Here is a 23530-nt window from a genome sequence, read left to right on the forward strand (position 1 = left end):
CATGCCTGCTGAGGGTCCGCGCGGCGCCAAGCTCAACTCAAGATGGCTTACAGTCGTCGGCATCGGCGAGGACGGTTTAGCGGGTCTCGGCGACGAGGCCAAGCGGCTGATCGCCAAGGCGGAGATCATCTTCGGTGGGAAGCGGCACCTCGCCCTTGTCGCCTCCTTCGCCAAGGGCGAGGCGCGCCCATGGCCGGTTCCTTTCGATGCCGAGATGGCTGATGTGCTTGCGCTTGCCGGCAGAAACGTCTGTGTGCTCGCCTCCGGCGATCCGTTCTTCCATGGGGTTGGCGCCACTCTCGCCCGCAAGGTGAAGGCGCGGGAGATGCATGTCATCCCGGCACCATCGGCCGTTTCGCTGGCAGCGGCCCGCCTTGGCTGGCCGCTGCCGGATATCGAGACCGTGTCGCTGCATGGCCGGCCGCTCGACCTGATCCGGCCGCTGCTGCAGCCGAAAGCGCGCATCTTGGCGCTGACGTCGGACGCGGCAGCACCTGCTGCAATCGCGCGCCTGCTGACCGAACTCGACTTCGGCGCATCGCAGCTGACCGTTCTTGAGGCCTTGGGCGGACCAAAGGAGATATTGCGGTCGGCCCGCGCCGATGCGTTTGACCTCGAAAACATCAATCCGCTCAATGTTTTGGCGATCGACGTTGAATCGGGTCCTGATGCGCGCATCCTGCCGCTCACGGTTGGCCTTGCCGATCATCTGTTCGACCATGACGGCCAGATCACTAAGCGCGAAATCCGCGCTATCACCCTGTCGGCGCTGGCGCCACGTCGCGGCGAGTTGCTGTGGGACATCGGCGCCGGCTCCGGCTCCATCGGCATCGAATGGATGCTCGCCCATCCTTCGATGCGTGCCATCGCCATCGAGGCCGACCCGATCCGCGCCGCCCGCATTGGCCGCAACGCCGCCGCCTGTGGCGTTCCCGGCCTGATCGTGGTGGGGGGCAGCGCGCCCAAGGCGCTCGCCAGGCTAGACACGCCGGACGCGATTTTCATCGGCGGCGGCGGCAGTCATACCGGCGTCTTGAACGCTGCCATCAAAGCCCTGCGCGCCGGCGGCCGTCTCGTCGCCAACGCGGTGACACTGGAAATGGAAACCCTGCTTCTCGCCCGTCACGTCTCGCTTGGCGGCGACCTTACCCGCATAAACATATCCCGCGCATCGCCGGTCGGCTCGATGCAGGCCTGGCGGCCGGCCATGCCGGTCACCCAATGGAGCTGGGTGAAGTCATGATCGTCGCGGGCATCGGCAGCCGAAAAGGCGTGAGCGTCGAGGACGTTCTCGCGGCGATCGAAACCGCGCTGGATACGCACGGACTGACGATGACGGCGTTGTCTGCCTTGGCGACCGCTCCCCTGAAGCAGGACGAAAAGGCAATTGTCGCCGCCGGACATCAGCTCGATCTTCCGATCATCATCGCCAACGAGGCCGCGATCGAGGCAGCCTCGTCGGCCACGCTCAGCCAATCCGTTCTCTCACAGGATCTGGCCGGCACGCCATCGGTTTCCGAAGCATCCGCGCTTGCCGTCGCCGGCAGGGGCGCGAGGCTGCTTGGAGCCCGTACAGTGCACGGCCCCGTGACCTGCGCCATCGCCATCAGCGGAGACGCGCCATGACCGTGCATTTCATCGGTGCCGGTCCAGGCGCCGCCGATCTCATCACGCTGCGTGGCGCCAGGTTGCTGGCAAGCTGCCCTGTCTGCCTGCATGCCGGTTCGATCGTCGCGCCCGAATTGCTGCAGCACTGTGCGCCTGGGACAAAACTGATCGACACCGCGCCGATGTCGCTCGACGAGATCGAGGCCGCGTATCTGGAGGCCCACAAGGCCGGCCATGATGTCGCCCGTCTGCATTCCGGCGACCTGTCGGTGTGGAGCGCGGTTGCCGAGCAGATCCGGCGGCTGGAAAAGCACGGTATTCCCTACACGCTGACGCCGGGCGTCCCCTCCTTCGCCGCCGCGGCCGCAGCACTTCGCCGCGAGCTGACCATCCCCGAAGTCGCGCAAAGCCTGGTGCTGACCCGCATCTCCGGCCGCGCCTCAAAGATGCCGCCTGGAGAAACGCTGGCTGGTTTCGGCCGCACCGGCGCCACGCTCGCCATTCACCTTGCCATCCACGCCATCGACCGCGTCGTCGCCGAGCTGACGCCGTACTATGGTGGGGATTGCCCGGTGGCGATCGTCTTCCGCGCCTCCTGGCCGGACGAGCGCGTGCTGACTGGCACGCTGGAAACAATCGAGGCACAACTCGCTGCCGATCCGATGGAGCGCACGGCGATCATCTTCGTCGGCCGTTCGCTGGCGGCGGAAGGCTTTGGCGAGAGTTCATTGTACGACGCCCACTACCAGCGGCGTTTTCGCGGACGGGACGGATTGTGAGCGCCAGCACCAGGAACAAGGGCGAGAACGCCACGCTCGAGCAGGCATTGTCCCGGCTGAATTTCAAGCCGCGCCGGCTAGAGCCCGGCCATGTCTGGCTGGCCGGCGCCGGCCCCGGCGACCCCGGCTGCCTGACCCTGGAAGTGCTGGCGGCCTTGGCCGAGGCGGATGCATTGGTCTACGACGCGCTGGTCTCCTCCGATGTCGTCGCCGTTGCCGCAAACGCCGAGCTTTTCTTCGCCGGCAAGCGCGGCGGGAAACCGTCGATGAAGCAGGACGACATCACCGCCCTGTTGGTCCGGCTGGCGCGCGAAGGTCGCCGCGTCGTCAGGCTGAAGGGCGGCGATCCCTATATTTTCGGTCGTGGCGGTGAAGAAGCCTTGGCGCTGGCGCGGGAGCATATCCCGTTCCGCGTGCTGCCCGGCCTGACATCGGGGCTGAGCGCGCTGGCCGCGACCGGCATCCCCGCCACCGTGCGCGGCATCAACAAGGCGGTGATCCTGGCCACCGGCCACGCCGCCGGTTCCGATGACGATATCGACTGGAGCGCAATCGCCCGCACCGGCCAGCCGGTCGTGGTCTATATGGGCATGGCCAATCTGCCCCTCATCGCCGCCGCACTGCTCGACGGTGGGCTGGCGCCGTCGACGCCGGCGGCAGTCATCGTTGCCGCGACGACGCCGCAGGAACAGACCGTCGTCGCCACGCTCGCCACCATTGCCGAGGAAGCCGCCGCCGCTGGGCTGACCTCGCCGGCGCTGATCGTCGTTGGCGGCATCGTTGCCATGCGCGCGGCACTGGCGGGCAACCCGTGAGCGCCCGCGCCATCATCATCGGGGCACCGCGCTCCGGCTCAGGCAAGACCAGCGTCACCATCGGCATCCTGCGCGCGCTCACCCGGCGGGGCTTGAAAGTGCGCGGCGCCAAGTCCGGCCCCGACTATATCGATCCCGGCTTCCACACCGCAGCCACCGGTCTGTCCGGCGTCAATCTCGACAGCTGGGCGATGCCGCCATCGCTGCTCAACGCACTGGCCGCGCAAGCGGCTGACGACACCGACTTCGTCATCCTCGAAAGCGCCATGGGGCTGTTCGACGGCATTCCGGCGGCTCCCGGCCGCACCGGCTCCGCAGCCGACCTCGCCCGCCTCTATGGCCTGCCGGTGCTGCTGGTCCTCGACGTTTCCGGCCAGTCGACCACGGCGGCCGCTGTCGCCAAGGGCTTTGCCACTTATGATCCGGACGTGCGCATGGCCGGAATCGTGCTCAACCGGCTGGGCAGCGAGCGCCACCGCCGGCTCTCCGGCGATGCCATCGAGGCTATCGGCCTGCCCGTTGTCGGCGCCATCCTGCGCGACCCGACGCTGAACCTGCCCGAGCGCCATCTCGGCCTCGTCCAGGCCGGCGAATATGACGACCTGATGGCGCATCTCGACCGGCTGGCCGACATGGCGGAAAAGTCGCTCGATCTCGATGCCATCATGGCCTTGGCGACACCCCTCACCCCGGCGCCCGGGGGCTTTGACGACGCGCTTTCGCCGCCCGGCCAACGCATTGCACTGGCCGAGGATGCCGCTTTCACCTTCCTCTATCCGCATGTAGCGGCCCATTGGCGCAAGGCCGGCGCCGAGATCGTCCCGTTCTCGCCGCTCGCCGATGAGGCACCCGACGAAGGCTGCGATGTCTGCTGGCTGCCCGGCGGCTATCCCGAGCTCCATGCCGGCAAGCTCGCCGTTGCCACGAATTTCCGCGCGGGAATGGCAAGATTCGCCGCGACGAAGCCCATCCATGGCGAGTGCGGTGGCTTCATGGTGCTGGGCGAAGCCCTGGAGGACGCGTCGGGCGAAACACACGGAATGCTCGGCCTGCTCGGTCACTCCACCAGCTTTGCCAAACGCAAGATGAATCTCGGTTACCGCGAGGCGCGGCTGCGAGCCGATTGTCCGCTGGGCGCGCAAGGCGCGCTGATCCGCGGCCACGAATTCCACTATGCGCAGATGATCGCGACGGGCAATGACGAGCCGCTGGCCGACCTCGCCGACGGTCAGGGCAACCCCATCGGCGCCTCGGGTTACCGGCGCGGCCATGTCAGCGGCACCTTCTTCCACGCCATTGCGAGGGGCTAGAGCATGATCCCGAAAAATGGCAACCGGTTTTGGGAAGAAATCCGGCTCAAATTCCAGAGCTTCAGCCGTTCGCCCCGGCAAATCCCTAGCGATATCGCGCTCTGCCTGGTCTTCTTCACCCGGCTGCCGCTGCCCGTCTTTGACTTTCGCGGCCGCAGCCTTGCCGCCGCGATCTGGGCCGCCCCGTTTGCCGGCCTTGTCGTCGGCCTGATCGGCGCCATCGTCTTTGCCACGGCGGAACGGTTTGGCCTGGCCATGGGGCCGGCGGCGGCCCTTGCCCTTGTGGCAACCCTGCTCACCACCGGCTGCCTGCATGAGGATGGGCTCTCCGACGTCGCCGATGGCTTCGGCGGCGGCAAATCGCGCGGCCGCAAACTCGACATCATGCGCGACAGCCGTATCGGCGCCTACGGCGCCGCAGCGCTCGCTCTGTCGCTGCTGATCCGCTGGAGCGCGCTGCAGGAATTCGTCGAACCCACGCAGGCCCTCTTCGCGCTCCTGGCCGCACATGCCGCCTCGCGCGGCGTGCTGGGCGTCTTCATGCACCTTTTGCCCCCGGCCCGATCCGATGGTCTCTCGGCCGATTCCGGCACGGTTTCGTTTGAAACCGCCATCGCCGGTGCCGTGCTCGGCGCGGTACCGCTGCTTTTGATAGGGCTCGGCGGCGCCATTGTCGCACTTGTCCTGCTTGGCCTGCTGTTTGCCGCCTTCCGCGCCCTTTGCCTCAACCAGATCGATGGCCAGACCGGCGACACGATTGGCGCCTTGCAGCAGCTGAGTGAAATCGCCGTGCTGCTCGTCGCTTCCGTTGCTCTTTCCTGATTCCTCCTTGGCCTGATTCCCTTTCGGAGACTTTGCCCCCATGCCCTTCAAATCGCTCGATGAACTGCGCGCCGCTTGCGTCGATCTACCCGCCGGCAGCGATGCCGCCGCCAGTGCGGTCGCCCGCCGCCAGGACACGCTGACCAAGCCGCAAGGCAGCCTCGGCAGGTTGGAAACAATCGCAGCATGGCTGGCACGCTGGCAGGGCCGCGATATGCCAAAACTCGACCGGGTGAAGGTCTTTGTCTTCGCCGGCAACCACGGTGTCACCGCGCAAGGGGTGTCGGCCTATCCTTCCGAAGTCACGGTGCAGATGGTGGCGAATTTCGCCGGCGGTGGTGCCGCCATCAACCAGCTCGCCCGCATCGCCGGCGCCGAACTCGACGTCATTCCGCTCGATCTCGACCATCCCACGGGCGACTTCACGCAAAGGCCGGCGATGGACGACAAGGCGTTTCTCGCAGCCGTGTCAGCCGGCTGTGACGCGGTGACGAAGGACCTCGATCTGGTCTGCTTCGGCGAAATGGGCATCGGCAACACCACGCCGGCCGCCGCTATTTCGGCAGCGCTGTTCGGCGGCGGTGCGGAAAAATGGACAGGCCGCGGCACCGGCGTCGACGACGCTGGCCTCAAGCGCAAGGTGGTCGCCATCGAGGCCGGCCTAAAGCGCCATGCCGCCGCCCTTTCCGATCCGCTGGGGGTTGCCGCTGCACTCGGCGGGCGCGAACTCGCCGCCATCTTCGGTGCCACGCTCGCCGCCCGCCATCTGGGCATACCCGTGCTGCTCGATGGCTTCGTCTGCACCGCCGCCGCCGCCCCACTGGCAAGGCTGCACCCGGCAGGCCTTGCCCATACGATCGCTGCACACGTCTCGGCCGAATCGGGCCATCGCGGCTTGCTCGAAGCGCTCGGCCTGCCCCCGCTGCTCGATCTCGGCATGCGGCTCGGCGAAGGCTCCGGCGCCTGCCTCGCCGTCAACATCGTCCGCTCGGCGCTGGAGTGCCACACCCGCATGGCAAGTTTTGCCGAAGCTGGTGTGTCGGAGAAGTAAACGCCGACTTCCCGTATAGATCGGACAAGCCACAGGCATCACAGCAAGGGCGGTATCTTTCAATTGTAGCGATTCTCGAATAGGTCTGGTGGATGAAAAAGCTTCATCCTGCCGCCGCTGCTGTGACTATCGCCGTGCTGCTTGCAGTTGTGCTTCGGCGTAATGGATATTCAAGTTACGGCCCGATCGACACTGCGATTCTGGCGGTTTTCCTGGTTTTCTTCTGGTGGCTCATCAGTGATTTTTCAGGCGGCAAGGCCAGCATTGATGCCGATGGCCATCAAAGTGCGGACGACGGCATCGCATTTCGGCTCGGCAGGTTTCTGAACCGCATTTTTCGGCGCGGCAATCGCAGCCTTTGATGCCCCGTTGAGGGCGCCGCCGGTCAAATCGCCATGAGGGCCAGGTTCAAAGCCAGTCTTGGGAAGACCGCACCATAACTGGCCCATGCCCGAGACGCGTCAACGCGTCTCGTTTTCAGGTCTTTTCCACCAAGTCTTTGAAGAATTTGGTGGGTGCGCACAGGATTGAACTGTGGACCCGCTGATTAAGAGTCAGCTGCTCTACCAACTGAGCTACGCACCCACTCGGCCGGCGAAAACCGGCGTTGGCGGGCATATAGCCGCCACCATCGGTCCTGTCCAGCCCTGCCGGAATCATTTCCCGACAAATCGCCTGGAGCATGATCCCGAAAAGTGGAATCCGGTTTTCGGAAGAGATCATGCTCATACAAAAAGACCGAGCCCCATCCCGATTTTATCGGGATGGAACAGGCTCGAAGTGCCCGTCTGCGGTTAGACGAACAGTCTGCCTTCCGCCACCTTGACCGCGTTGCCGCCGATGCGTGCCGAGGCCAGTTTTCCGCCTTGCACGGTCAGTTCGAGGCGGATGCGCGACGGCCGGTGCATCTCCAGCCCCTGCTCGATCCACAGTTGCGAAACACCGTCGGTCGGCGCGTCGAAATGCATAATCGCGCCGGCGAAGGCGGCCGCCGCCGAGCCGGTCGCCGGATCCTCATAGGACGGCGTGCCCGGCACGATCATGCGGACATGGAACGCGCTTTCGTGGTTCACCGTCTCGCGGCAATAGACATAGGGGCTGGCAAAGGCCCACTCGCTCTTGCGCGGCGCCAGTTCCGACCACGCCTGGTTGTCCAGCCGGATTCGGCCCGCCGCTTCGAGATTGGCAACCGGGATGGTGACATAGGGCACACCCGCCGACCAGAACGAGACGCGGTGATTCTCGAAGCCGATCTCATGCGGCGCCAGCCCAAGGGCCGCGCCGATCGCCTCCGGATCGGCTTCGAGCTTCAGCGGCTCCGGCAGCTTCGCCAGATCGAATTCGGCGAAGGTGTCGCCATCATGCTTGCTGACGGCGCAACGCACCGGACCGATGTTTTCTTCCAGCACGAAGATGCCAGCGCCGCCATCTCCCGCCAGTTCGGCCAGCGCGATCGCCGAACCCACTGTCGGATGGCCGGCGAACGGCATTTCATAGTCGGGGGTGAAGATCCGGATGCGGTTTTTGTGCTTGGGATTGTCCGGCGGCAACACGAAGACCGATTCGGACAGATTGAACTCACGCGCGATGGCCTGCATCGCGGCCGTGTCCAGACCTTTGCAATCCAACACCACGGCCAGCGGGTTGCCGGCCAGTCGCTCGGTCGTAAACACGTCGTAAAGTAAGTAATTCCGGGTTTGCATGCCTGCCTCAATCCCAACATGGGCGAAATTTAATTTGATATTTGAACCAGTCAGCCTGATCTGTGCACAGATAGGGACATTGCGCATCATAGGGGTCCGACGTGGACCAGATTGTCAATCTGCCAAAGACGGAATCGGATTCCGCCATCGAGACGGCGCTCGGGCTCGACACGCGAGGTCTGCGCAAGACGCGCCGGCGTGGCTGGCTCTATGCGCTGCTGACACTGATCGTGCTTGCCGCCGGGCTTGGCCTTTATCAGTGGTATGCCGGCTCGCCGGCCAAGATCGACTACACCACCGTGCCGGCCGCCAAGGCCGATCTCACCGTCGCCGTATCGGCGACCGGCACTCTGCAGCCGCTCACCCAGGTAGACATTTCCAGCCAGTTGTCCGGCATCATCCGTTCGGTGTCCGTCGAGGAGAACCAGCAGGTCAAGAAGGGCGATGTGCTGGCCGCCCTCGACACCGCCAAGCTGCAGGTCCAGATCGAGCGGGCGCAGGCGTCCGCCAAGGGAGCGGCCGCCAATGTCGAGGACGCCACGGTGACGCTCGCCGAGAATGAGAAGGCGCTTGTCCGCGCGGCCTCGCTGACCAATCGTGGCATGGCGACCGACCAGTCGCTCGAGGCGGCGACCGCGACGCGCGACCGCTCCAAGGCGGCACTCGACAGCGCTGAGGCCAATCTCGCCATCGCCAATGCCGATCTGAAATCACAGCAGACCGACCTCGCCAACAGCACCATCTATGCGCCGATCGACGGCATCGTGCTGACGCGCTCGGTCGACCCCGGCCAGACGGTCGCCTCCTCGCTGCAGGCGCCGGTGCTGTTCATCATCGCAGCCGATCTCAGAAACATGGAGCTGGTGGCGGCGGTCGACGAGGCCGACATCGGCGCGGTCAAGACCGGCCAGCATGCCCGTTTCACCGTCGATGCCTTCCCGGACCGGCCGTTCGACGCCGAGATCCGCGACATTTCCTATGCCTCGGTCACCACCGACGGCGTCGTCACCTACAATGCACGGCTTGAGGTCGACAACAACGAGCTGTTGCTGCGGCCCGGCATGACCGCAACCGTTTCGGTCGTCACACGGCAGGCCAAGGACGTGCTCACTGTACCCGCCACCGCCTTCCGTTATCGCCCGGCCCAGCAGGCGGCCCGTGGCTGGAGCCTCAGCGACCTGTTCACTGGCCGCATGGGTCGCCCCGGCGGCAACCGCCAGCGCCAGGCCGCGACGACGCCCACCGACGGCTCGCGCACGCTTTATGTGCTGGAGAATGGGCGGCCGCATCCGGTCAACGTCAGGATCGGCTCAACCGATGGCGAACTGACCGAGATCACCTCGGGCCTCAAGGAAGGCGCTGAGGTCATCACCGCATCGCAGCAGCGGAGCTGAGGCCGTGGCTGCCGGTGCTGCCCTCATCACCTTCGACAAGGTCTGGAAGAGCTACGGCCAGGGCGAAGCCAAGGTCCATGCGCTGGCCGGCGTCGATCTTGCCATCCGGCGCGGCGAATTCGTCGCCATCATGGGCCCATCCGGCTCCGGCAAGTCGACGGCGATGAACATCATCGGTTGCCTCGACACGCCGACGGCCGGCACCTATTCCTTCATGGGCATCGACGCCGGCCGGCTCGACCGCAACCGCCGCGCCATGCTGCGCAACCTCTATGTCGGCTTCGTCTTCCAGGGCTACAATCTGTTGGCCCGCACCACGGCGGCGGAAAATGTCGAACTGCCGCTGATCTATCGCGGCGTTGCCGCTCACGAGCGCCGCGATCTTGCCATGCAGGCGCTGTCCCAGGTCGGCCTTGTCGGCCGCGAGCACCACACGCCTGCCGAACTGTCCGGCGGCCAGCAGCAGCGCGTGGCGATCGCGCGCGCCATCGTCACAAGGCCGACGCTGCTCGTCGCCGACGAGCCGACCGGCAATCTCGACACCGCGCGCACGCACGAGATCATGGAGTTGCTGACGCAGCTCAACACCGAACTTGGCCTGACCATCGCCATGGTCACGCATGAGGCCGACGTCGCCGGCTATGCCGAGCGCACCATTCGCTTCCTCGACGGCCACGTCGCTTCCGATTCCATGAAGCTGGAGACGGCGTAACCATGATCTGGGAAACTGTCCGCCTCTCCTTGCGCTCGATCCGCCGCAACGTGCTGCGTTCGTTCCTGACATTGCTCGGCATCGTCATTGGCGTTGCCGCCGTCATTGCCATGCTCACCATCGGCTCCGGCACCACGCAAAAGGTCAAGGCCGACATCTCCAAGCTCGGCAGCAACCTGCTGGTCGTCCGCTCCGGCCGCCCGGCTGGGCCCGGCGGTCCGGGCGGGCTCGACCAGGTGGTCCGTCCGCTGGCCGAAAAGGACCTCGCGGCACTGGTCGCGCATCTAACCGGCGCGCGCGCCATTTCGCCGGCCTCGCAAAAGCAGGTCCGCGTCATCTTCGGCACCGAAAGCCTGACCTCGGGCGTCACCGGCACCGACAGCGCATATCTCGATGCGCGCGACTGGAAGCTGGTTTCCGGCCGTCCGTTCAGCGATTCCGAAACCCGCTCCGGCACCGGCGTCTGCCTGATCGGCGAGACGGTGCGCCAGCAATTCTTCGGCGCCGGTGACCCGGAAGGTGAGTTCATCCGCGTCAACCGCACCTCCTGCAAGATCATCGGGCTGCTCGAGCCCAAGGGCTATACCGGCTTCGGCCAGGACCAGGACAATGTGGTGCTGATGCCGCTGCATGCCTATCAACGCCGCATCGCCGGCAACCGCGACATCGACAACATCTACATCGCCGCCGACGACACGACGCCGACCAGCGAACTGCAGCCGCGCGTCGAGGATATCTTGCGCGATATCAGGCGCGTCACCCCCGACCGCGAGAGCGATTTCGCCATCCGCGACATGACCCAGATCGCCGACGCCATGGCCAGCGCCACCACCACCATGACCGGCATGCTGGGTGCTGTCGCCGGCGTCAGCCTGCTGGTCGGCGGTATCGGCATCATGAACATCATGCTGGTCTCGGTCACCGAGCGCACGCGCGAGATCGGCATCCGGCTCGCCATCGGCGCGCATGAAAAGCACATCCTCATCCAGTTCCTGGTCGAGGCGACGGTGCTGTCGCTGCTCGGCGGCATCATCGGCATCCTGATTGGCCTAGCGCTGGCCGGCCTTGCCGCGGTGACGCTGACGATACCCTTCGCACCGAGCCCGGCGGTCATCCTCCTCGCCGTCGGTTTCTCGGCACTGATCGGCATGGTGTTCGGCTTCTTCCCGGCCCTGCGTGGCGCCAGGCTCGACCCGATCGACGCGCTGCGGCACGAGTAAGCCCGGGCCAGCCCGACGGGGACCTCCATCCACAAGCTTGGGATGTTTGCTGTCGCCGTCCGATCAACGACCGGTCGACGCTACTCCATGCGCGGACAACCTCATGACCGTCCCCCGACCGCGCCCAGGGCGACGAGAAGCTCGTCCAGTTGCTCGAACTGCTCGCCCATCGCATCCGCCGCCCCGGTCCCGGCAGCGTCGAGAGCTTCCTTCGAGGGATAGAGTTCGTGCAGGACCAGCAGCGTCTTGCCACCCTTTTCCTCGAAGGTCACCGTGGTGACGGGTCCAACGTCACCACCTTCGTCATTGGTCCAGACGAGGCGCGAGTGTGGTGTCACTTCGATATACCTGCCGAAGAACTCGTCAGAGTTTGAGGCATCGTGGCCGAACACCAGACGGTAGGTGCCACCGGTACGAACATCCATCTCACAGGAACGCAGGAACATGCCCATCGACTTCGGCGCCCACCACTGCTTGAACAGTTCGGGCTTGGTCCACGCCTCGAACACGATGCGCGCCGGGCCGTTGACGGTTCGCGTAACGACCAGCTCTCGGTCGGACTTCCGTTCGACCGTCGTACGGTTGTTCATGGGCTCACTCTCGCTTCTTTTGTCCATCGGCTTTCTCCTTCCGTTTCAATTTCTCGACAATCTGGTCCAACTCGTTGAAGCGTGCGTCCCAGAGCTGGCGGTACCCCTCGATCCAAGCCGTCTCTTCCTCCAGTCCGCGTAGGCCGAGCTTGCAGGTCCGCACGCGCCCAACCTTCTCCGTGGTGACGAGCCCGGCCTGCTCCAAGACGCCGACGTGCTTCTTCATGCCCGTGAGGGTCATGTGGAACTTCTCGGCAAGCTCCGTGATCGAAGCGTCTGTACGCCCGAGCTGCTCCAGAACGCCGCGTCGGGTGGCGTCCGAGAGCGCGGCAAACGAGGCATCCAAGCGGGTCTGAGAATAATACTGAACCATATGGTTCAGTATGTAGCAGGCGGATTGGCGGCATGCAAGGGGGGGCCGCGCGTTGCGTGCCGCCGCCTTCACTCCCAAATCGACCTCATTTCGATGAGATTCGATCGACTCGGCGATCTCCACGCCTAAGGCAAGATATCTCTGGTCGGGGGCGAACAAAGCATGAGCAAGAAGACACGACTGATCCTGGCGATGGTCGTCATCGAAGCAGTCCTTGCAGGCATCTGGTGGTATCTCGCCCGCTTCGGCATGGCCAATCCCGATCGGGTCGCCGCCGATTTCCAGGCAGTCGTCGGACAGACCATGGGAATGGCGATGGGCGGCTTGCTGGGTCTTGGCTTTATCTTGTTCTTCGTCGCCGCCCGCAACGATCGCAAGGCGGCGCAGGACAAGACGCGTCGTTAGTCCACGCCCGCAAAATGCCACTCGACCAGCGGCTTCATATGTGCCGCCAACCCGTCCGGCAGGTCGGCGGCGTGGCGGATGATGACCGGCCCCTCGATTTCCGGCTCGGTCTCTGTGGCGACGAAGGCTGAGATTCGCCGGGCAAGTTCGTCGGCCGGCGCGGTCTCGCGATAGCGGCGGAAGATCACCGTACCGCTGGCCGTCGACAGGACGTGGTAGCGCTTGCCGCGTGGCGCGTCCGACAGATCCAGACCGGTCTCCTCGCGCACCTCGCGGATCATGTTGAAATCGACGTCGACCTGGCCGTCGCGAAAGTCGATGGGCTCGAACGAGCCGGCGGCGAAATAGACGCGCCCGGCATTGACCGTGTGCGAGCCCATGCGGATCGCCACCAGCGCATTGTCGCCGGCCACCAGCACGGCATGGGCATAGGCATGTTCGGCGCCCGAATTCTCGCGCCGCTTACGCCAAAGCATGAAGGTGGAGTAGTTGACCGCATGGCAGCGGCCGACAAGACGGTTGTCGCGATAGGTGAGTTGCGACAGCAGCACCACCGTGCCGTCGAACAGCGCCGGCTTGGCTGCCAGCTCGCGCTGCCAGTTCTCGACGATTGCCTCCGCATTATCCAGTGCGAACGGGTGCGTGCTGGGATCGAGCCGCACGTCGACGGCATCGACCGGCAGGATGACATTGCGCGGCAGGTCGAAACTCATCGGCGTCTCAAGTCATGTCCAAGGTGATCGCCACGGGACAGTGATCGGATGCCTTCGGCCGGTCCCAGCCGGCGCGCGGAAACCGGTCGACCTCCTGGCCGGGCGGGAAAATCGTGCGCCAGGGCTGGCCGTTGCGGATGATGTCTGGAACAGCCGTCGCATTGCTGGCGGCGAGCCCTTTCGACAACAGGATGTAGTCGAGCTGGCACAGATGCCGTTCTTCCGGTCCGCGCGTGTGGTAGAAACTCCAGCGGTTCATCTCCGGCCGCCGCTCGACGACGTTTTCGCAGAAGCCGCCTTCTGTCAGCACGTTGATGCAGGACTGGTTCTCGTTGACCACCTCGAAGCGGTGGCCGTCGATCGCGTCGCCGGCGATCTTCACGCGTTGCCGGTAATCATTCATGTCACCGCAGACCGCCCATCGCTTGTCGGCAGCGTGGTCCTTGCCGAAGCGCTCCTCGATGATCCGGCGCACGGCTTGAGCCTCGGCGATGCGCACCGGCATCGTCGCTTCGCGTCCGTCGAGCCCGTTGCGGGGCGAGCCCATCGACTTGAAGTGCACCAGATAAAGCGTCAGCGGCACGCCGCCCACGGTCACGTCGACTTCCAGGCAGTCGCGCCGGAAGATGCGCTCATTGGCCTGGTTGCCGAGTGCCTCGAGCTCCGGCGTGTGCAGCCCGAACTGTTCGTAGGTGACGTAGGCATGGCTGGTCATGCGCACGAATTCGATCGCCTGGCCCTGCGCGGTCTCGTTGCGCATCATCACGGCAACGTCGATGCCACGAGAATCATTGCCCGATGTGGTGTACTTCTGCCGGTAGCCCTGCCCCACCATCTTGAACAGATAGCCATATTCGAAGGCCTTCAGCGCCTCGATGTTGTCGACCTCCTGCATGCAGATGATGTCGGCGCGGGTTGCCGCGATCGCCAGCGCCGTCAGCTGGCGCGTATCGTCGGACTGGGCTATGGCGCGCGCCTGCTCCAGCATCTTGTATTCCGCCTCGCTCTGGATATCGAACAGCGCCAGCGTGCGATCCTCGTTGAGCTGGTTGCGATAGCCGGAAAAATCGAACCTGTTCATCAGGTTCTCGACATTGAAGGTGGCGAGGCGCAGCGACATGTCATGACCTTTGCCCGCAAGCGCGGCGGAAAACAAGGTCGCAGGACCGCCAGCGGAGATCGATCGGTCCTGACGCCACTCGCGCCATGGTTGACGGAACCTTTCCGTTCATCCGCCGTTCAGATGCAAACATCCACAATAGGCCCCCTAAAATAGGCGTGGGGCCTGTATCTCTTGGAGAGTGCAATGAACTCGCTCTTTTCTTCCACGGTCAAATCCGGGCTGATTGCCCTCGGTATCCTGTCCGGCGTCACGGCGCCGTCCGCCGCAGGGCCGATGATGCAGCCCGACGTGTCGATCCCCGCCAGCACTGCGGCGCCGATGGTGGTTCGCGAAGGCTGGGCGGGCGGCAACAATGGCGGCAATTGGAGATGGCGCCGGTCGGGCAATTGGAATGGCGGAAACGGACACTGGAACGGTGGCCACGGACACTGGAATGGCGGCGGCGGAAACTGGAACAATGGAGACAATTGGCGTTGGCGCCATGGTCGCCATCATTATCACGGCGGCGGCTACTACGATGACGGCGCGGCTGCCCTTCTAGGCCTTGGCCTTGGGCTCGGCATCGGCAGCATGTACAACAACTACAATTACTACGACGCGCCACCGCGCCGCTACTACCGCACGCGGGTTTCGAGCGCCCATGTCCAATGGTGCTATAACCGCTACCGGTCGTATCGCGCCTGGGACAACACGTTCCAGCCCTATGGCGGCCCGCGTCAGCAGTGCTACTCGCCCTATTGACGAGCTAGCTGTAGCGGAGCCCTGACATGAAAAACGGCGCCATGTGGCGCCGTTTTTCATTTTCAGCTCTTCGAACCCAAGGACTTCGAGCGCAAGGTTCAGTTCTTGGCCTTGTCGACCAGCTTGTTCTTGGAAATCCCCGCGTGCCCGCAGGGCGAAGCCCGAGGACACGCAAAGGCAAGAACGTGGATTTAACTTAGTTCTTGGCCTTGTCGACCAGCTTGTTCTTGGAAATCCACGGCATCATCGCGCGCAGCTTGGCGCCGACTTCCTCGATCTGGTGGCTGTCATTGTTGCGGCGAATGCCCTTGAAGCGCGACATGCCGGCGCGATATTCCTGCATCCATTCCGAAGTGAATTTTCCGGTCTGGATATCCTTCAGGACGCGCTTCATCTCGGCCTTGGTCTCGGCGGTGATGATGCGCGGGCCCGAGACATATTCGCCCCATTCGGCGGTGTTCGAGATCGAATAGTTCATGTTGGCGATGCCGCCTTCATAGATCAGGTCGACGATCAGCTTGACCTCGTGCAGGCATTCGAAATAGGCCATTTCCGGCGCGTAGCCGGCTTCCACCAGCGTCTCGAAGCCGGCGCGGATCAGCTCGACCAGGCCGCCGCAAAGCACGACCTGCTCGCCGAACAAGTCGGTCTCGCACTCCTCACGGAAATTGGTCTCGATGATGCCCGAACGGCCGCCACCGACGCCGCAGGCATAGGACAGCGCCAGGTCAAGCGCATTGCCGGAGGCGTCCTGGTTGACCGCGACCAGGCACGGCACGCCGCCGCCCTTCTGGTATTCGCCGCGCACCGTGTGGCCAGGGCCCTTCGGCGCGATCATGACGACGTCGACCGAGGCCTTCGGCTCGATCAGGCCGAAATGCACGTTGAGGCCGTGCGCGAAGGCGATTGCAGCACCGTCACGAATGTTCGGCGCGATCTCGTTGCGATAGATGTCGGCCTGCAGCTCGTCAGGCGTCGCCATCATCATCAGGTCGGCCCATTTGGCCGCGTCCGCCACGCTCATCACCTTGAGACCGTCGGCCTCGACCTTCTTGGCGGTCGCCGAGCCGGCCTTGAGGCCGATGGCGATGTCCTTGGCGCCGGAATCCTTGAGGTTGAGCGCGTGCGCCCTGCCCTGGCTGCCATAGCCGATGATAGCAACCTTCTTGCCCTTGATCAGATTGAGATCGGCATCGCGATCGTAATAGACACGCATTTTGTCTTCCTTCCCGGTTATGAATCAGAGGCCTTGCGGCCGGTTGTTGCTCTTGAAAAGAGCGAGAAACTGCTGCGTCGCCCGCGCGGCATCGCCGCCGATCGCCGCCTCAGTCAATTCCAGCCGGTCGCCGAGCAGCAGACGGATCTGCACGTCGCGGGCGACCAGCCCGAAAAAGGTGCGGAACGCCGTCTCGGCATCCGCAAAGTCGAGCAATCCGGCCTGTCGGCCGGCCTCAAGCAGCGGCTTCAGCCGCTTGGCCAAAGCGAAGCGGCCATTCTCCAGCACTACGGCGCCAAGGTTATCCTTGCCGGAACCAGCATGACTGACCGCTACGCGGTTGAGCGCGATCGAAGTGTCGCTCGAAATAACCTTCAGCCAGTCGGAAGCGAAGCGTTCGAGGCTTGCTATCAGCGACACAAGATCGAGCCCTTTGCCATCGACCTGCGCCACCCGCACCTTGGACGCCTGCCACTGCACCGTCGCCGTCAGCAGCCCGTCACGGTCGCCGAACCATTTGTAGAGCGTTTCCTTGGAGCAGCTTGCCCGACGCGCCACGGCGGTCATGGTCAGCTGATCGCCCTCCTCGACGAGCAGCCGCAGCGCTGCATCGAGCACGGCTTTCTGCCGCTCCGTCAGCGCTTCGCTGGTGTCGATCTCGGGCACGATGTCCAACACGCTCTTCTCTCGGCAGGCAAGGCCGGCCGGTTATTTCCGGCAAGCCGTACCGTACGTTACGGTTCGACACTTCTATGGCGTATTGTCCCGATCCATGCAAGTCCTATTTCTATCCACATGGCGTCGTGCCGGACGCCTGCGCGGGGAACGAAGATGCTGATCGGATTGTTGGCCTTGATGGTTGCCGCCGTATTCTCTGGCGCCGCGATCTACGTCAGTGTCGCCGAGCAACCGGCGCGTCTCGACGACAAGGCGCTGCTGCAGGAATGGCAACCTTCCTACAAGCGTGGCGCCGCCATGCAGGCGTCGATTGCCATTGTTGTTTGCGTTCTGGGTCTCATTGCCTGGTGGCAGACTGGCGGTTTCGCCTTTCTGGTCGGCGCGGTGCTGATCATCCTGCCCTGGCCGTGGACGCTGATCGCCATGATGCCGACCAACAGGGTGCTGGAGGCGGATGGACGCAGGCGCCGGCAATCCGCAAGCCCGGTCCCTGATCGTCAAGTGGGGCGATCTGCACCGGGTTCGCGTGGCCCTTGGCGTGCTGGCGACACTGGCCTTTCTCTGGGGCAGTCATTCGGCCTGACCGGCGCTAAAACGTCAGTCCACAACGGGCGGATGGCGCAATCGACCCAGGAGTGCCGACACCATGTTCAGCTCATCCGCGGAGAGTTTGGCGCCGACCAGTTCGCTGATCGACCGCCCATAGACAGCCCACATCTGGCGACGCATCTCGCGGCCCCTGGCCGTGATACGGATGGTCTGGCCGCGGCCGTCATCGGCCACCGGCAGTTTCTCTACCACCCCGTCTGCCTCGAGCCGGGCCAGCAGCCGCGAGACGTTGTATTGCGCAAACAAAGTGCGCTCGATCAGCTGAAACGGCCGCAAGCCGCCCTCACCCGCCTCGGCGAGTTCGTGCAGCACGTCGTACCAGGCAAGCGGTGGCAGGCCGCCCGCCTTCAAAGCGTCTTCAGCACTTTCCAGAAGCTGGCGCGAAACGCGCATCAGGCGGGCCCAGGCCGTGATGGCTTCGGGCGAAGGCATGGCTTTCTCAGTCATGGCCCACCATAGGCGATAGATGCAATTGCATCAAGCTTGACGGTCAATGCAGATGCATCTATATAGATGCAATTGCATCAACGTTGAGGACGCGTCATGAAACACGAAATCTGCAAGGTCGCCGACATTCCGCAGACGGGCAGCCTGATCGCCCCGTTCTTCGGCCGCGAGGTCCATGTCTACCGCAGCGGCGAGCGTATCCGCGCCGCCGCCAATGTCTGTCTGCACTTTGGTGGCCCGCTCGACTGCAAGGACGGCAGACTGGTCTGCCAATGGCACGGCGCCTCGTTCGATATGGCCAGCGGTGACCGCGTCGATGGTCCGGCGCCAAAGGATTCCCGCCTGATGTTCCTGTCGACGCGCGTCGAGGACGGCGCGTTGAACTACGTCTGGGGAGAGTGAGATGACCGACAAGCTCACTCTCGTCAGCCATCCTCTCTGCCCCTATGTGCAGCGCGCGGCGATTTCACTGGCCGAAAAGGGCGTGCCGTTCGAGCGCGTCGATATCGACCTCGCCAACAAGCCGGCCTGGTTCAGAGCGATCTCGCCGCTCGGCAAGGTGCCGCTGCTGCGCGTGCAGCGAAATGGCGAGGAAACGGTGATCTTCGAATCCGCTGTCATTCTCGAATTCCTCGAAGAGACACAAGCCAATCCCCTCCACCCCGCCGACCCCTATGCCCGCGCCCGGCATCGTGCCTGGATCGAGTTCGGCTCGGCAATCCTCAACGCCATCGGCCGGTTCTATTCGGCCTCGACGGAGGCCGGCTTCCTCGCCGAAACCAGCGCGCTGTCGGCGATGTTCGATCGTCTCGAAGCCGAGATGGCGGACACCGAACGGAACGGACCATGGTTCGCCGGCGAGCACTTCTCACTTGTCGACGCCGTCCACGGCCCTGTTTTCAGATATCTCGACGTCTTCGACCGGATCGGCGATTTCAGCATTCTGGACGGCAAGCCGTTCGTCCGGGCCTGGCGCCAGGCGTTGAAGGAGCGCCCGTCGATCAGGCACGCCGTCGCGCCGGACTACCCGCAGCGCCTGCATGCCTTTCTGCAGGCGAAGAAGTCGCAACTCTCGACGATTATTCAGCGGAACGAGCTGGCCATCGCGCTTCCTTGAGCCCGATGCGCCTGAACGGATCGACCACCGTGCCGGCCACCATCGAGGCAAGGAACTGTGGCGCCGGCGGGATTCTTGCCACCGTCGCCACCAGCCTGTCGCGGATGAAGGGCAGCGCCATGGAGTCCGACTGGTAGAAGGGCGTGAACGCCAGCGACAGCGCCTGGAAGACACGCACGTGCCACCGCCGTGCCTTCGCATAGGCTTCAAGTGCCACCTCGACGTTTGGCGTCCGCGCCAGCGCATGGCTGAGCGCCGCCGCGTCGAGCAGCGCCATGTTCGCCCCTTGCCCGAGTTGCGGACTGGTCGAATGCGCCGCGTCGCCGATGACGGCCAGCCCCCGGCCGGCCGGCCACTTCATCGTGTGGTGGCCGTAGCGCGCCAGCGAGAGCTGGTCGAAATCCTCGATCTGGCTGGTGTATGCCTCGCTCTCGGGCCACAACCGAACCACCCTCTCCTTCCAGGCTTCGAGGCCCCGGTCGCGCACCTCATCGGCGTCGGCCGGCTTCAGGCTCCAGAAGAAGGCCGCCATCTTTTCAGCGCCCGGCTGCGGCCGGCCGATCGGAAGCACACCGATCATCACGCTGGCCTTGTCGTAGCGCTGCAATAGCGCGTGCTCGTCGAAACCTTCATCGCGCCAGCGCAGCGAGGCCCAGAACGCGCCGTAGGTGAGCGGCCGTGGCGCGCCTGCATTGCCCGTGCACTGCCGCAGTTTCGAGCGTGAGCCGCTGGCGTCGACGACGAAGTCGAACGGCCCTTCCCTGCGGCCGTTGCCACAAACCAGCGTTGCCCGTTCGCCGGTCTCCAGAGTCTCGATCTCGACACCTGTCTCGATGGCGATCGCTTCGCGCCGCACAGCACGAAAGAGCACGCCGAACAGAGCCGCCCGATGCATTGCCAGCCCGAAGCGGTGGCCGCGCTGGGCATCATAGCGGACGTCGAGAACAGTGCGGCCGGTAGCCGCATCGGCGCCATGCAGTCGGTCGATGCGGCTGCCCAGCGCCATGATGTCATCGAGCAGGCCGAGATCAGCCAACACCGTCAGCCCGGTCGGCTGCAAGATCAGCCCGGAACCGACCGGCTTCGGCTCCTCGAAGCGCTCGAAGATGGTGACCTTGTGCCCGGCGCGCTTGAGATAGAGCGCCATGGCGAGCCCCGCCGGGCCGGCCCCGGCAATCGCGATATCGTAGGAAATGCCAATGCCCCCAACGCCGAACTGGCCGGACAATCCTTCAGCGGACGGACTAAATCAAGCCGCAGCCCTTGGCTTTGTCCGCTTCGCTGGCCGGCTCACCCTTGGGCCGCATCAAAACCGGCGCGCGCGTTGCGCACCGCGTCGTGGTTGAGCTCGGCCCACAGGATCAGCTGGTGCAAGGCGCCGAACATCGAGCGTCCAAGGTCGGTAAGGCTGTATTCAACGCTCGGCGGTTTGGTCGGGAACACTTCGCGATGCACATAGCCGTCGCGCTGCAGGTCGTAGAGCGTCTGGGTGAGCATGCGCTGTGAAATGTCGGGCACCAGCCGCCGCAGCTCGCCGAAGCGATAGGGCTGCTCGGCCAGTGCCGCCATCAACAGTGAGCTCCATTTGCCGTTCAGCCCCTGGATCACGTCGCGAACCGGGCAATCGGCGATGTTGCCGCCATCGCTCAAGGATTTGTAGATCTCGAGCTTGGATCTGAGATTGACGATGGTGCTGTCCACGGCTGGTTCCCTGGCTGTGCCTACCTCCCGAAAAACTGCCTTCTTTACGGCCACGGGTCAATTCCTATTTTAGTGCTGGTCTCTTTTTGAGACCACCTTTAGCCCCTCCTCTCCGACCTATGCCAGGATCTCCAATGAGCAAAACCCTCCTCGTCACCGGCGCTTCAGGCCAACTCGGCCGCAGCGTCATCAACCACCTGCTGGACACATTCAACGTCCCGGCGGCGCAGATCATCGCCACCACGCGCACGCCGGCCAACCTTGCCGACCTGGCGGCGCGCGGCGTTGTCGTCAGGGCCGCCGACTTCAACGATCCGGCATCGCTTGCCAAGGCCTTCGCGGGCGCCAGCCGGGCGCTCATCATCTCGACCAACGAACTTGAGGTGCAGGGAAAGCGCCGTGAGCAGCAGCTCGCGGCCGTCACCGCGGCCAGCAAGGCCGGCGTCGCCCACCTGCTCTACACCTCGATGCCTAACCCCGAGCCGGGTTCACCGGTCCATTTCGCGCCCGACCACTACGACACCGAACAAGCGATCAAGGCGAGCGGCATTCCCCATACGATCTTCCGCAATGGCTGGTATGACGAGAACCTGTTCATGGCAACGCCGCAAATCCTGGCATCGGGCCAATGGTACACGTCGGCGGGCGATGGCCGCATTTCCTACGGCGCGCGCGACGATCTCGCGGCGGCGATCGCCGCAGGGCTCGCCTCCGGCACCAACGAGAGCGCGACCTACACGCTGACAGGACCCCAGGCCTATACGACCGCCGAGGTCGCGGCCCTCGTCACCGAAGTCACCGGCAAGCCCATCCAGGTCGTGCAGCTTTCCGACGACGCCCTAACCGAGGGCATGAAGGCAGCCGGCCTGCCTGAGCCCTTCGCCAAGCTTCTGGTGTCCTTCGACGCCACCACGCGGGGCGGCGGTCTTGGCATGGTGACGGACGCCGTGGAAAAGCTCTCCGGCCGCAAGTCGGTGTCGCTGAAGCAGTTCCTCGAGACCAACAAGGCTGCCTTGGCGGGCTGACGGTCGGTGAGTGGTCCCGGAAGCCGAACCCCGGCTTCCGGCGCTACTTCGCCTTTTTGAGCAGACCGAGCCGGATGAGGCTTTCGCCGGTGGCAACCAGCGCGTCCTCGCGTGATCGCGGCGCCCAGCTTAGCAGGCGCACGGCTCTTGCTTTGGTTGCATTCTTGACCTTGCCCAGTTCCGGCACCAACTGTGCGACTTCCGGGTTGAACAGGCCCACGATGCGCACCAGCCAATCGGGTAGTTCCCGCGTCGAGACGCGCGCCCCGGCATCGCCCAGTCGCGTTTTCAAAGTCTGCGCGATCTCCCGCACGGTCATGAAATCGCCGGCAACCGCCAGGAATCGTTTGCCCCTGGCGGCAGGATTGGTCATGGCACGCACATGCAGGTCCGCCACGTCGCGCACGTCGACAACGCCGAAAGACAGGCGCGGCAGCCCCGGCATGGCACCGTTCAGCATACGCTGGACAAATTCTGTGGAGGTCGAATGGTCCGGGCCGAGCACCGGCCCGAAGATACCGACCGGATTGACGACCGCGAGTTCCAGTTTGCCACCCTCCGCGGCAATGAAATCCCAGGCGGCGCGTTCGGCGAGCGTCTTCGATTTCACATAGGCGCTGACCTTGGCCGTCGGATCGGTCCAGCTCTCCTCGGTGAACGGCTGCCCGCCGGGCGGCAGCTTGCCATAACCGATTGCCGCGAAAGACGAGGTCAGCACGACGCGCTTCACGTTCGCATCCCGCGCCGCGCGCAACACCCTGAGCGCGCCCTCACGGGCCGGGATGATCAGGTCGTCTTCATGTTTCGGCACGCCGGGCGGAAATGGCGAGGCGACATGAAGCACATAGTCGCAACCGGCCACCGCATCCGGCCAGCCCGCATCGGCCATCAGATCGGCGACGGCAAACGAGAGCGCCGCCCCAGGCTCGGTGCTGCCTGCCTTGAGCATGGCCACAACATCGGCTTCGCGTTTGGCCGAGCGCACGGTCGTGCGAACACGGTAGCCGGCGTTCAGCAGTTCGAGAATACAATGCGCGCCGAGGAAGCCGGAGCCACCGGTAACAAGCACCAATTCGCCGCTCATTCCCGCCTCCTCAGCCGTTCATCGGCAAGGGCCCGTCAGATCGCCACCTGCGTACCGATCTCTACCACACGGCCGGTCGGGATCTGGAAATATTCGGTCGCGTCGGCCGCCGTACGCGCCAGGCCAATGAACAACCGGTCCTGCCAAACCGGCATGCCGGAATTGGGCGAGGCCTTGAGCGAACGTCGCGACAGGAAGAATGAGGTCGTCATGATGTCGAACTTCCAGCCCTGCTTGCGGCAGATCGCCAGCGCGCGAGGGATGTTGGGCTGCTCCATGTAGCCGAAGGTCAGC

Annotated in this window: 28 protein-coding genes, 1 tRNA gene and 1 pseudogene; 17 read left to right on the top strand and 13 right to left on the bottom strand. The window is 64.5% G+C overall.

The features are described 5' to 3' along the window. The first annotated feature begins 1 nt into the window (after position 1). The 8 genes from cbiE (at position 2) to AC1DYW_RS31515 (ending at position 6747) form a co-directional block, all read left to right on the top strand. Positions 2-1243 carry a precorrin-6y C5,15-methyltransferase (decarboxylating) subunit CbiE gene (gene cbiE / locus AC1DYW_RS31480; RefSeq protein ID WP_477228769.1) on the top strand — a complete coding sequence of 414 codons (1242 nt, stop codon included), beginning with the start codon at positions 2-4 and terminating at the stop codon, positions 1241-1243. Continuing rightward, positions 1240-1626 carry a cobalamin biosynthesis protein gene (locus AC1DYW_RS31485; protein ID WP_477228770.1) on the top strand — a complete coding sequence of 129 codons (387 nt, stop codon included), beginning with the start codon at positions 1240-1242 and terminating at the stop codon, positions 1624-1626. The genes cbiE and AC1DYW_RS31485 overlap by 4 nt, the downstream gene beginning before the upstream one ends. After that, entirely contained in the window at positions 1623-2387 is a 765-nt protein-coding gene (gene cobM, locus AC1DYW_RS31490; protein ID WP_477228771.1) for a precorrin-4 C(11)-methyltransferase, read from the top strand. Before AC1DYW_RS31485 ends, cobM begins: the two co-directional genes overlap by 4 nt. Further along, complete coding sequence (gene cobA, locus AC1DYW_RS31495) at positions 2384-3202, top strand: uroporphyrinogen-III C-methyltransferase (RefSeq protein WP_477228772.1); 819 nt, start codon at positions 2384-2386, stop codon at positions 3200-3202. The genes cobM and cobA overlap by 4 nt, the downstream gene beginning before the upstream one ends. Then, positions 3199-4512, top strand: a complete 1314-nt coding sequence (locus tag AC1DYW_RS31500) for a cobyrinate a,c-diamide synthase (RefSeq protein ID WP_477228773.1) — start codon at positions 3199-3201, stop codon at positions 4510-4512. The genes cobA and AC1DYW_RS31500 overlap by 4 nt, the downstream gene beginning before the upstream one ends. A gap of 3 nt (positions 4513-4515) precedes the next feature. Further along, a complete protein-coding gene (gene cobS / locus AC1DYW_RS31505; protein ID WP_477228774.1) occupies positions 4516-5334 on the top strand; it encodes an adenosylcobinamide-GDP ribazoletransferase in 819 nt (272 codons plus the stop codon). Between the two features lie 40 nt (positions 5335-5374). Then, positions 5375-6385, top strand: coding sequence for a nicotinate-nucleotide--dimethylbenzimidazole phosphoribosyltransferase (cobT, locus tag AC1DYW_RS31510; protein WP_477228775.1), 1011 nt, complete (start codon positions 5375-5377; stop codon positions 6383-6385). Positions 6386-6477: 92 nt separating this feature from the next. Further along, entirely contained in the window at positions 6478-6747 is a 270-nt protein-coding gene (locus AC1DYW_RS31515) for a hypothetical protein (RefSeq protein WP_477228776.1), read from the top strand. 147 nt (positions 6748-6894) lie between these two features. On the opposite strand, the gene AC1DYW_RS31520 is transcribed toward AC1DYW_RS31515, so the two are convergent. Both AC1DYW_RS31520 and AC1DYW_RS31525 read right to left on the bottom strand, forming a co-directional pair. Then, a tRNA-Lys gene (locus AC1DYW_RS31520) sits at positions 6895-6970 on the bottom strand. 209 nt (positions 6971-7179) lie between these two features. Continuing rightward, positions 7180-8088: a PhzF family phenazine biosynthesis protein gene (locus AC1DYW_RS31525; protein ID WP_477228777.1), complete on the bottom strand. Its 909-nt coding sequence runs from the start codon at positions 8086-8088 to the stop codon at positions 7180-7182. 101 nt (positions 8089-8189) lie between these two features. Between AC1DYW_RS31525 and AC1DYW_RS31530 the strand changes: the two genes are divergently transcribed. From AC1DYW_RS31530 to AC1DYW_RS31540, 3 genes are read left to right on the top strand one after another with little or no spacing between them, the layout of a single operon-like run. After that, positions 8190-9482: an efflux RND transporter periplasmic adaptor subunit gene (locus tag AC1DYW_RS31530; protein ID WP_477228778.1), complete on the top strand. Its 1293-nt coding sequence runs from the start codon at positions 8190-8192 to the stop codon at positions 9480-9482. 4 nt (positions 9483-9486) lie between these two features. Further along, entirely contained in the window at positions 9487-10194 is a 708-nt protein-coding gene (locus AC1DYW_RS31535) for an ABC transporter ATP-binding protein (RefSeq protein WP_477228779.1), read from the top strand. Between the two features lie 2 nt (positions 10195-10196). Continuing rightward, positions 10197-11414, top strand: coding sequence for an ABC transporter permease (locus tag AC1DYW_RS31540; protein WP_477228780.1), 1218 nt, complete (start codon positions 10197-10199; stop codon positions 11412-11414). Between the two features lie 101 nt (positions 11415-11515). Here the strand turns inward: AC1DYW_RS31540 and AC1DYW_RS31545 are convergent, their stop codons facing one another. Together AC1DYW_RS31545 and AC1DYW_RS31550 are read right to left on the bottom strand one after the other, a co-directional pair. Continuing rightward, positions 11516-12004 carry an SRPBCC family protein gene (locus tag AC1DYW_RS31545; protein WP_477228781.1) on the bottom strand — a complete coding sequence of 163 codons (489 nt, stop codon included), beginning with the start codon at positions 12002-12004 and terminating at the stop codon, positions 11516-11518. A 4-nt stretch (positions 12005-12008) separates the two neighbouring features. After that, positions 12009-12377: an ArsR/SmtB family transcription factor gene (locus AC1DYW_RS31550; protein WP_477228792.1), complete on the bottom strand. Its 369-nt coding sequence runs from the start codon at positions 12375-12377 to the stop codon at positions 12009-12011. Positions 12378-12539: 162 nt separating this feature from the next. Between AC1DYW_RS31550 and AC1DYW_RS31555 the strand changes: the two genes are divergently transcribed. Then, positions 12540-12782: a hypothetical protein gene (locus tag AC1DYW_RS31555; protein WP_477228782.1), complete on the top strand. Its 243-nt coding sequence runs from the start codon at positions 12540-12542 to the stop codon at positions 12780-12782. Here AC1DYW_RS31555 and AC1DYW_RS31560 read toward each other — a convergent pair. Together AC1DYW_RS31560 and AC1DYW_RS31565 are read right to left on the bottom strand one after the other, a co-directional pair. Continuing rightward, a complete protein-coding gene (locus tag AC1DYW_RS31560; RefSeq protein ID WP_477228783.1) occupies positions 12779-13495 on the bottom strand; it encodes a hypothetical protein in 717 nt (238 codons plus the stop codon). The genes AC1DYW_RS31555 and AC1DYW_RS31560 overlap by 4 nt on opposite strands. A gap of 7 nt (positions 13496-13502) precedes the next feature. Beyond that, positions 13503-14615, bottom strand: a complete 1113-nt coding sequence (locus AC1DYW_RS31565) for an endonuclease/exonuclease/phosphatase family protein (protein ID WP_477228784.1) — start codon at positions 14613-14615, stop codon at positions 13503-13505. Between the two features lie 186 nt (positions 14616-14801). Here AC1DYW_RS31565 and AC1DYW_RS31570 point away from each other — a divergent pair, with 186 nt between their 5' ends. Beyond that, positions 14802-15359, top strand: a complete 558-nt coding sequence (locus tag AC1DYW_RS31570) for a BA14K family protein (protein ID WP_457150243.1) — start codon at positions 14802-14804, stop codon at positions 15357-15359. Between the two features lie 196 nt (positions 15360-15555). Here AC1DYW_RS31570 and ilvC read toward each other — a convergent pair whose 3' ends face one another. Continuing rightward, positions 15556-16575 carry a ketol-acid reductoisomerase gene (ilvC, locus tag AC1DYW_RS31575; RefSeq protein WP_095087167.1) on the bottom strand — a complete coding sequence of 340 codons (1020 nt, stop codon included), beginning with the start codon at positions 16573-16575 and terminating at the stop codon, positions 15556-15558. Positions 16576-16599: 24 nt separating this feature from the next. After that, positions 16600-17253: a TetR/AcrR family transcriptional regulator gene (locus AC1DYW_RS31580; RefSeq protein ID WP_477228785.1), complete on the bottom strand. Its 654-nt coding sequence runs from the start codon at positions 17251-17253 to the stop codon at positions 16600-16602. Positions 17254-17409: 156 nt separating this feature from the next. Between AC1DYW_RS31580 and AC1DYW_RS31585 the strand changes: the two are divergent. Beyond that, positions 17410-17836, top strand: a pseudogene (locus AC1DYW_RS31585) (anthrone oxygenase family protein). A 14-nt stretch (positions 17837-17850) separates the two neighbouring features. On the opposite strand, the gene AC1DYW_RS31590 reads toward AC1DYW_RS31585, so the two are convergent. Next, entirely contained in the window at positions 17851-18309 is a 459-nt protein-coding gene (locus AC1DYW_RS31590) for a MarR family winged helix-turn-helix transcriptional regulator (RefSeq protein ID WP_477228786.1), read from the bottom strand. A gap of 96 nt (positions 18310-18405) precedes the next feature. Here AC1DYW_RS31590 and AC1DYW_RS31595 point away from each other — a divergent pair, with 96 nt between their 5' ends. After that, the gene (locus tag AC1DYW_RS31595; RefSeq protein ID WP_457150246.1) at positions 18406-18711 is read left to right on the top strand and encodes a Rieske (2Fe-2S) protein; all 306 of its coding nucleotides are present in this window, start codon (positions 18406-18408) and stop codon (positions 18709-18711) included. Between the two features lies 1 nt (position 18712). Further along, positions 18713-19426: a glutathione S-transferase family protein gene (locus AC1DYW_RS31600; protein WP_477228787.1), complete on the top strand. Its 714-nt coding sequence runs from the start codon at positions 18713-18715 to the stop codon at positions 19424-19426. On the opposite strand, the gene AC1DYW_RS31605 is transcribed toward AC1DYW_RS31600, so the two are convergent. Both AC1DYW_RS31605 and AC1DYW_RS31610 read right to left on the bottom strand, forming a co-directional pair. Beyond that, complete coding sequence (locus tag AC1DYW_RS31605) at positions 19389-20573, bottom strand: FAD-dependent oxidoreductase (protein WP_477228793.1); 1185 nt, start codon at positions 20571-20573, stop codon at positions 19389-19391. The genes AC1DYW_RS31600 and AC1DYW_RS31605 overlap by 38 nt on opposite strands. 143 nt (positions 20574-20716) lie before the next feature. Beyond that, positions 20717-21127 carry a winged helix-turn-helix transcriptional regulator gene (locus AC1DYW_RS31610; RefSeq protein WP_457150249.1) on the bottom strand — a complete coding sequence of 137 codons (411 nt, stop codon included), beginning with the start codon at positions 21125-21127 and terminating at the stop codon, positions 20717-20719. Between the two features lie 134 nt (positions 21128-21261). Between AC1DYW_RS31610 and AC1DYW_RS31615 the strand changes: the two genes are divergently transcribed. Continuing rightward, on the top strand, positions 21262-22152 hold the full coding sequence (locus AC1DYW_RS31615; RefSeq protein ID WP_477228788.1) for an SDR family oxidoreductase: 891 nt from the start codon (positions 21262-21264) through the stop codon (positions 22150-22152). 43 nt (positions 22153-22195) lie between these two features. Here the strand turns inward: AC1DYW_RS31615 and AC1DYW_RS31620 are convergent, their stop codons facing one another. Together AC1DYW_RS31620 and AC1DYW_RS31625 are read right to left on the bottom strand one after the other, a co-directional pair. After that, entirely contained in the window at positions 22196-23236 is a 1041-nt protein-coding gene (locus AC1DYW_RS31620; RefSeq protein WP_477228789.1) for an SDR family oxidoreductase, read from the bottom strand. Positions 23237-23271: 35 nt separating this feature from the next. Next, positions 23272-23530: KUP/HAK/KT family potassium transporter (locus AC1DYW_RS31625; RefSeq protein ID WP_477228790.1), on the bottom strand; the 259-nt coding region annotated here is incomplete at its 5' end.

It is taken from the genome of Mesorhizobium sp. P2_D5 (assembly GCF_056404355.1).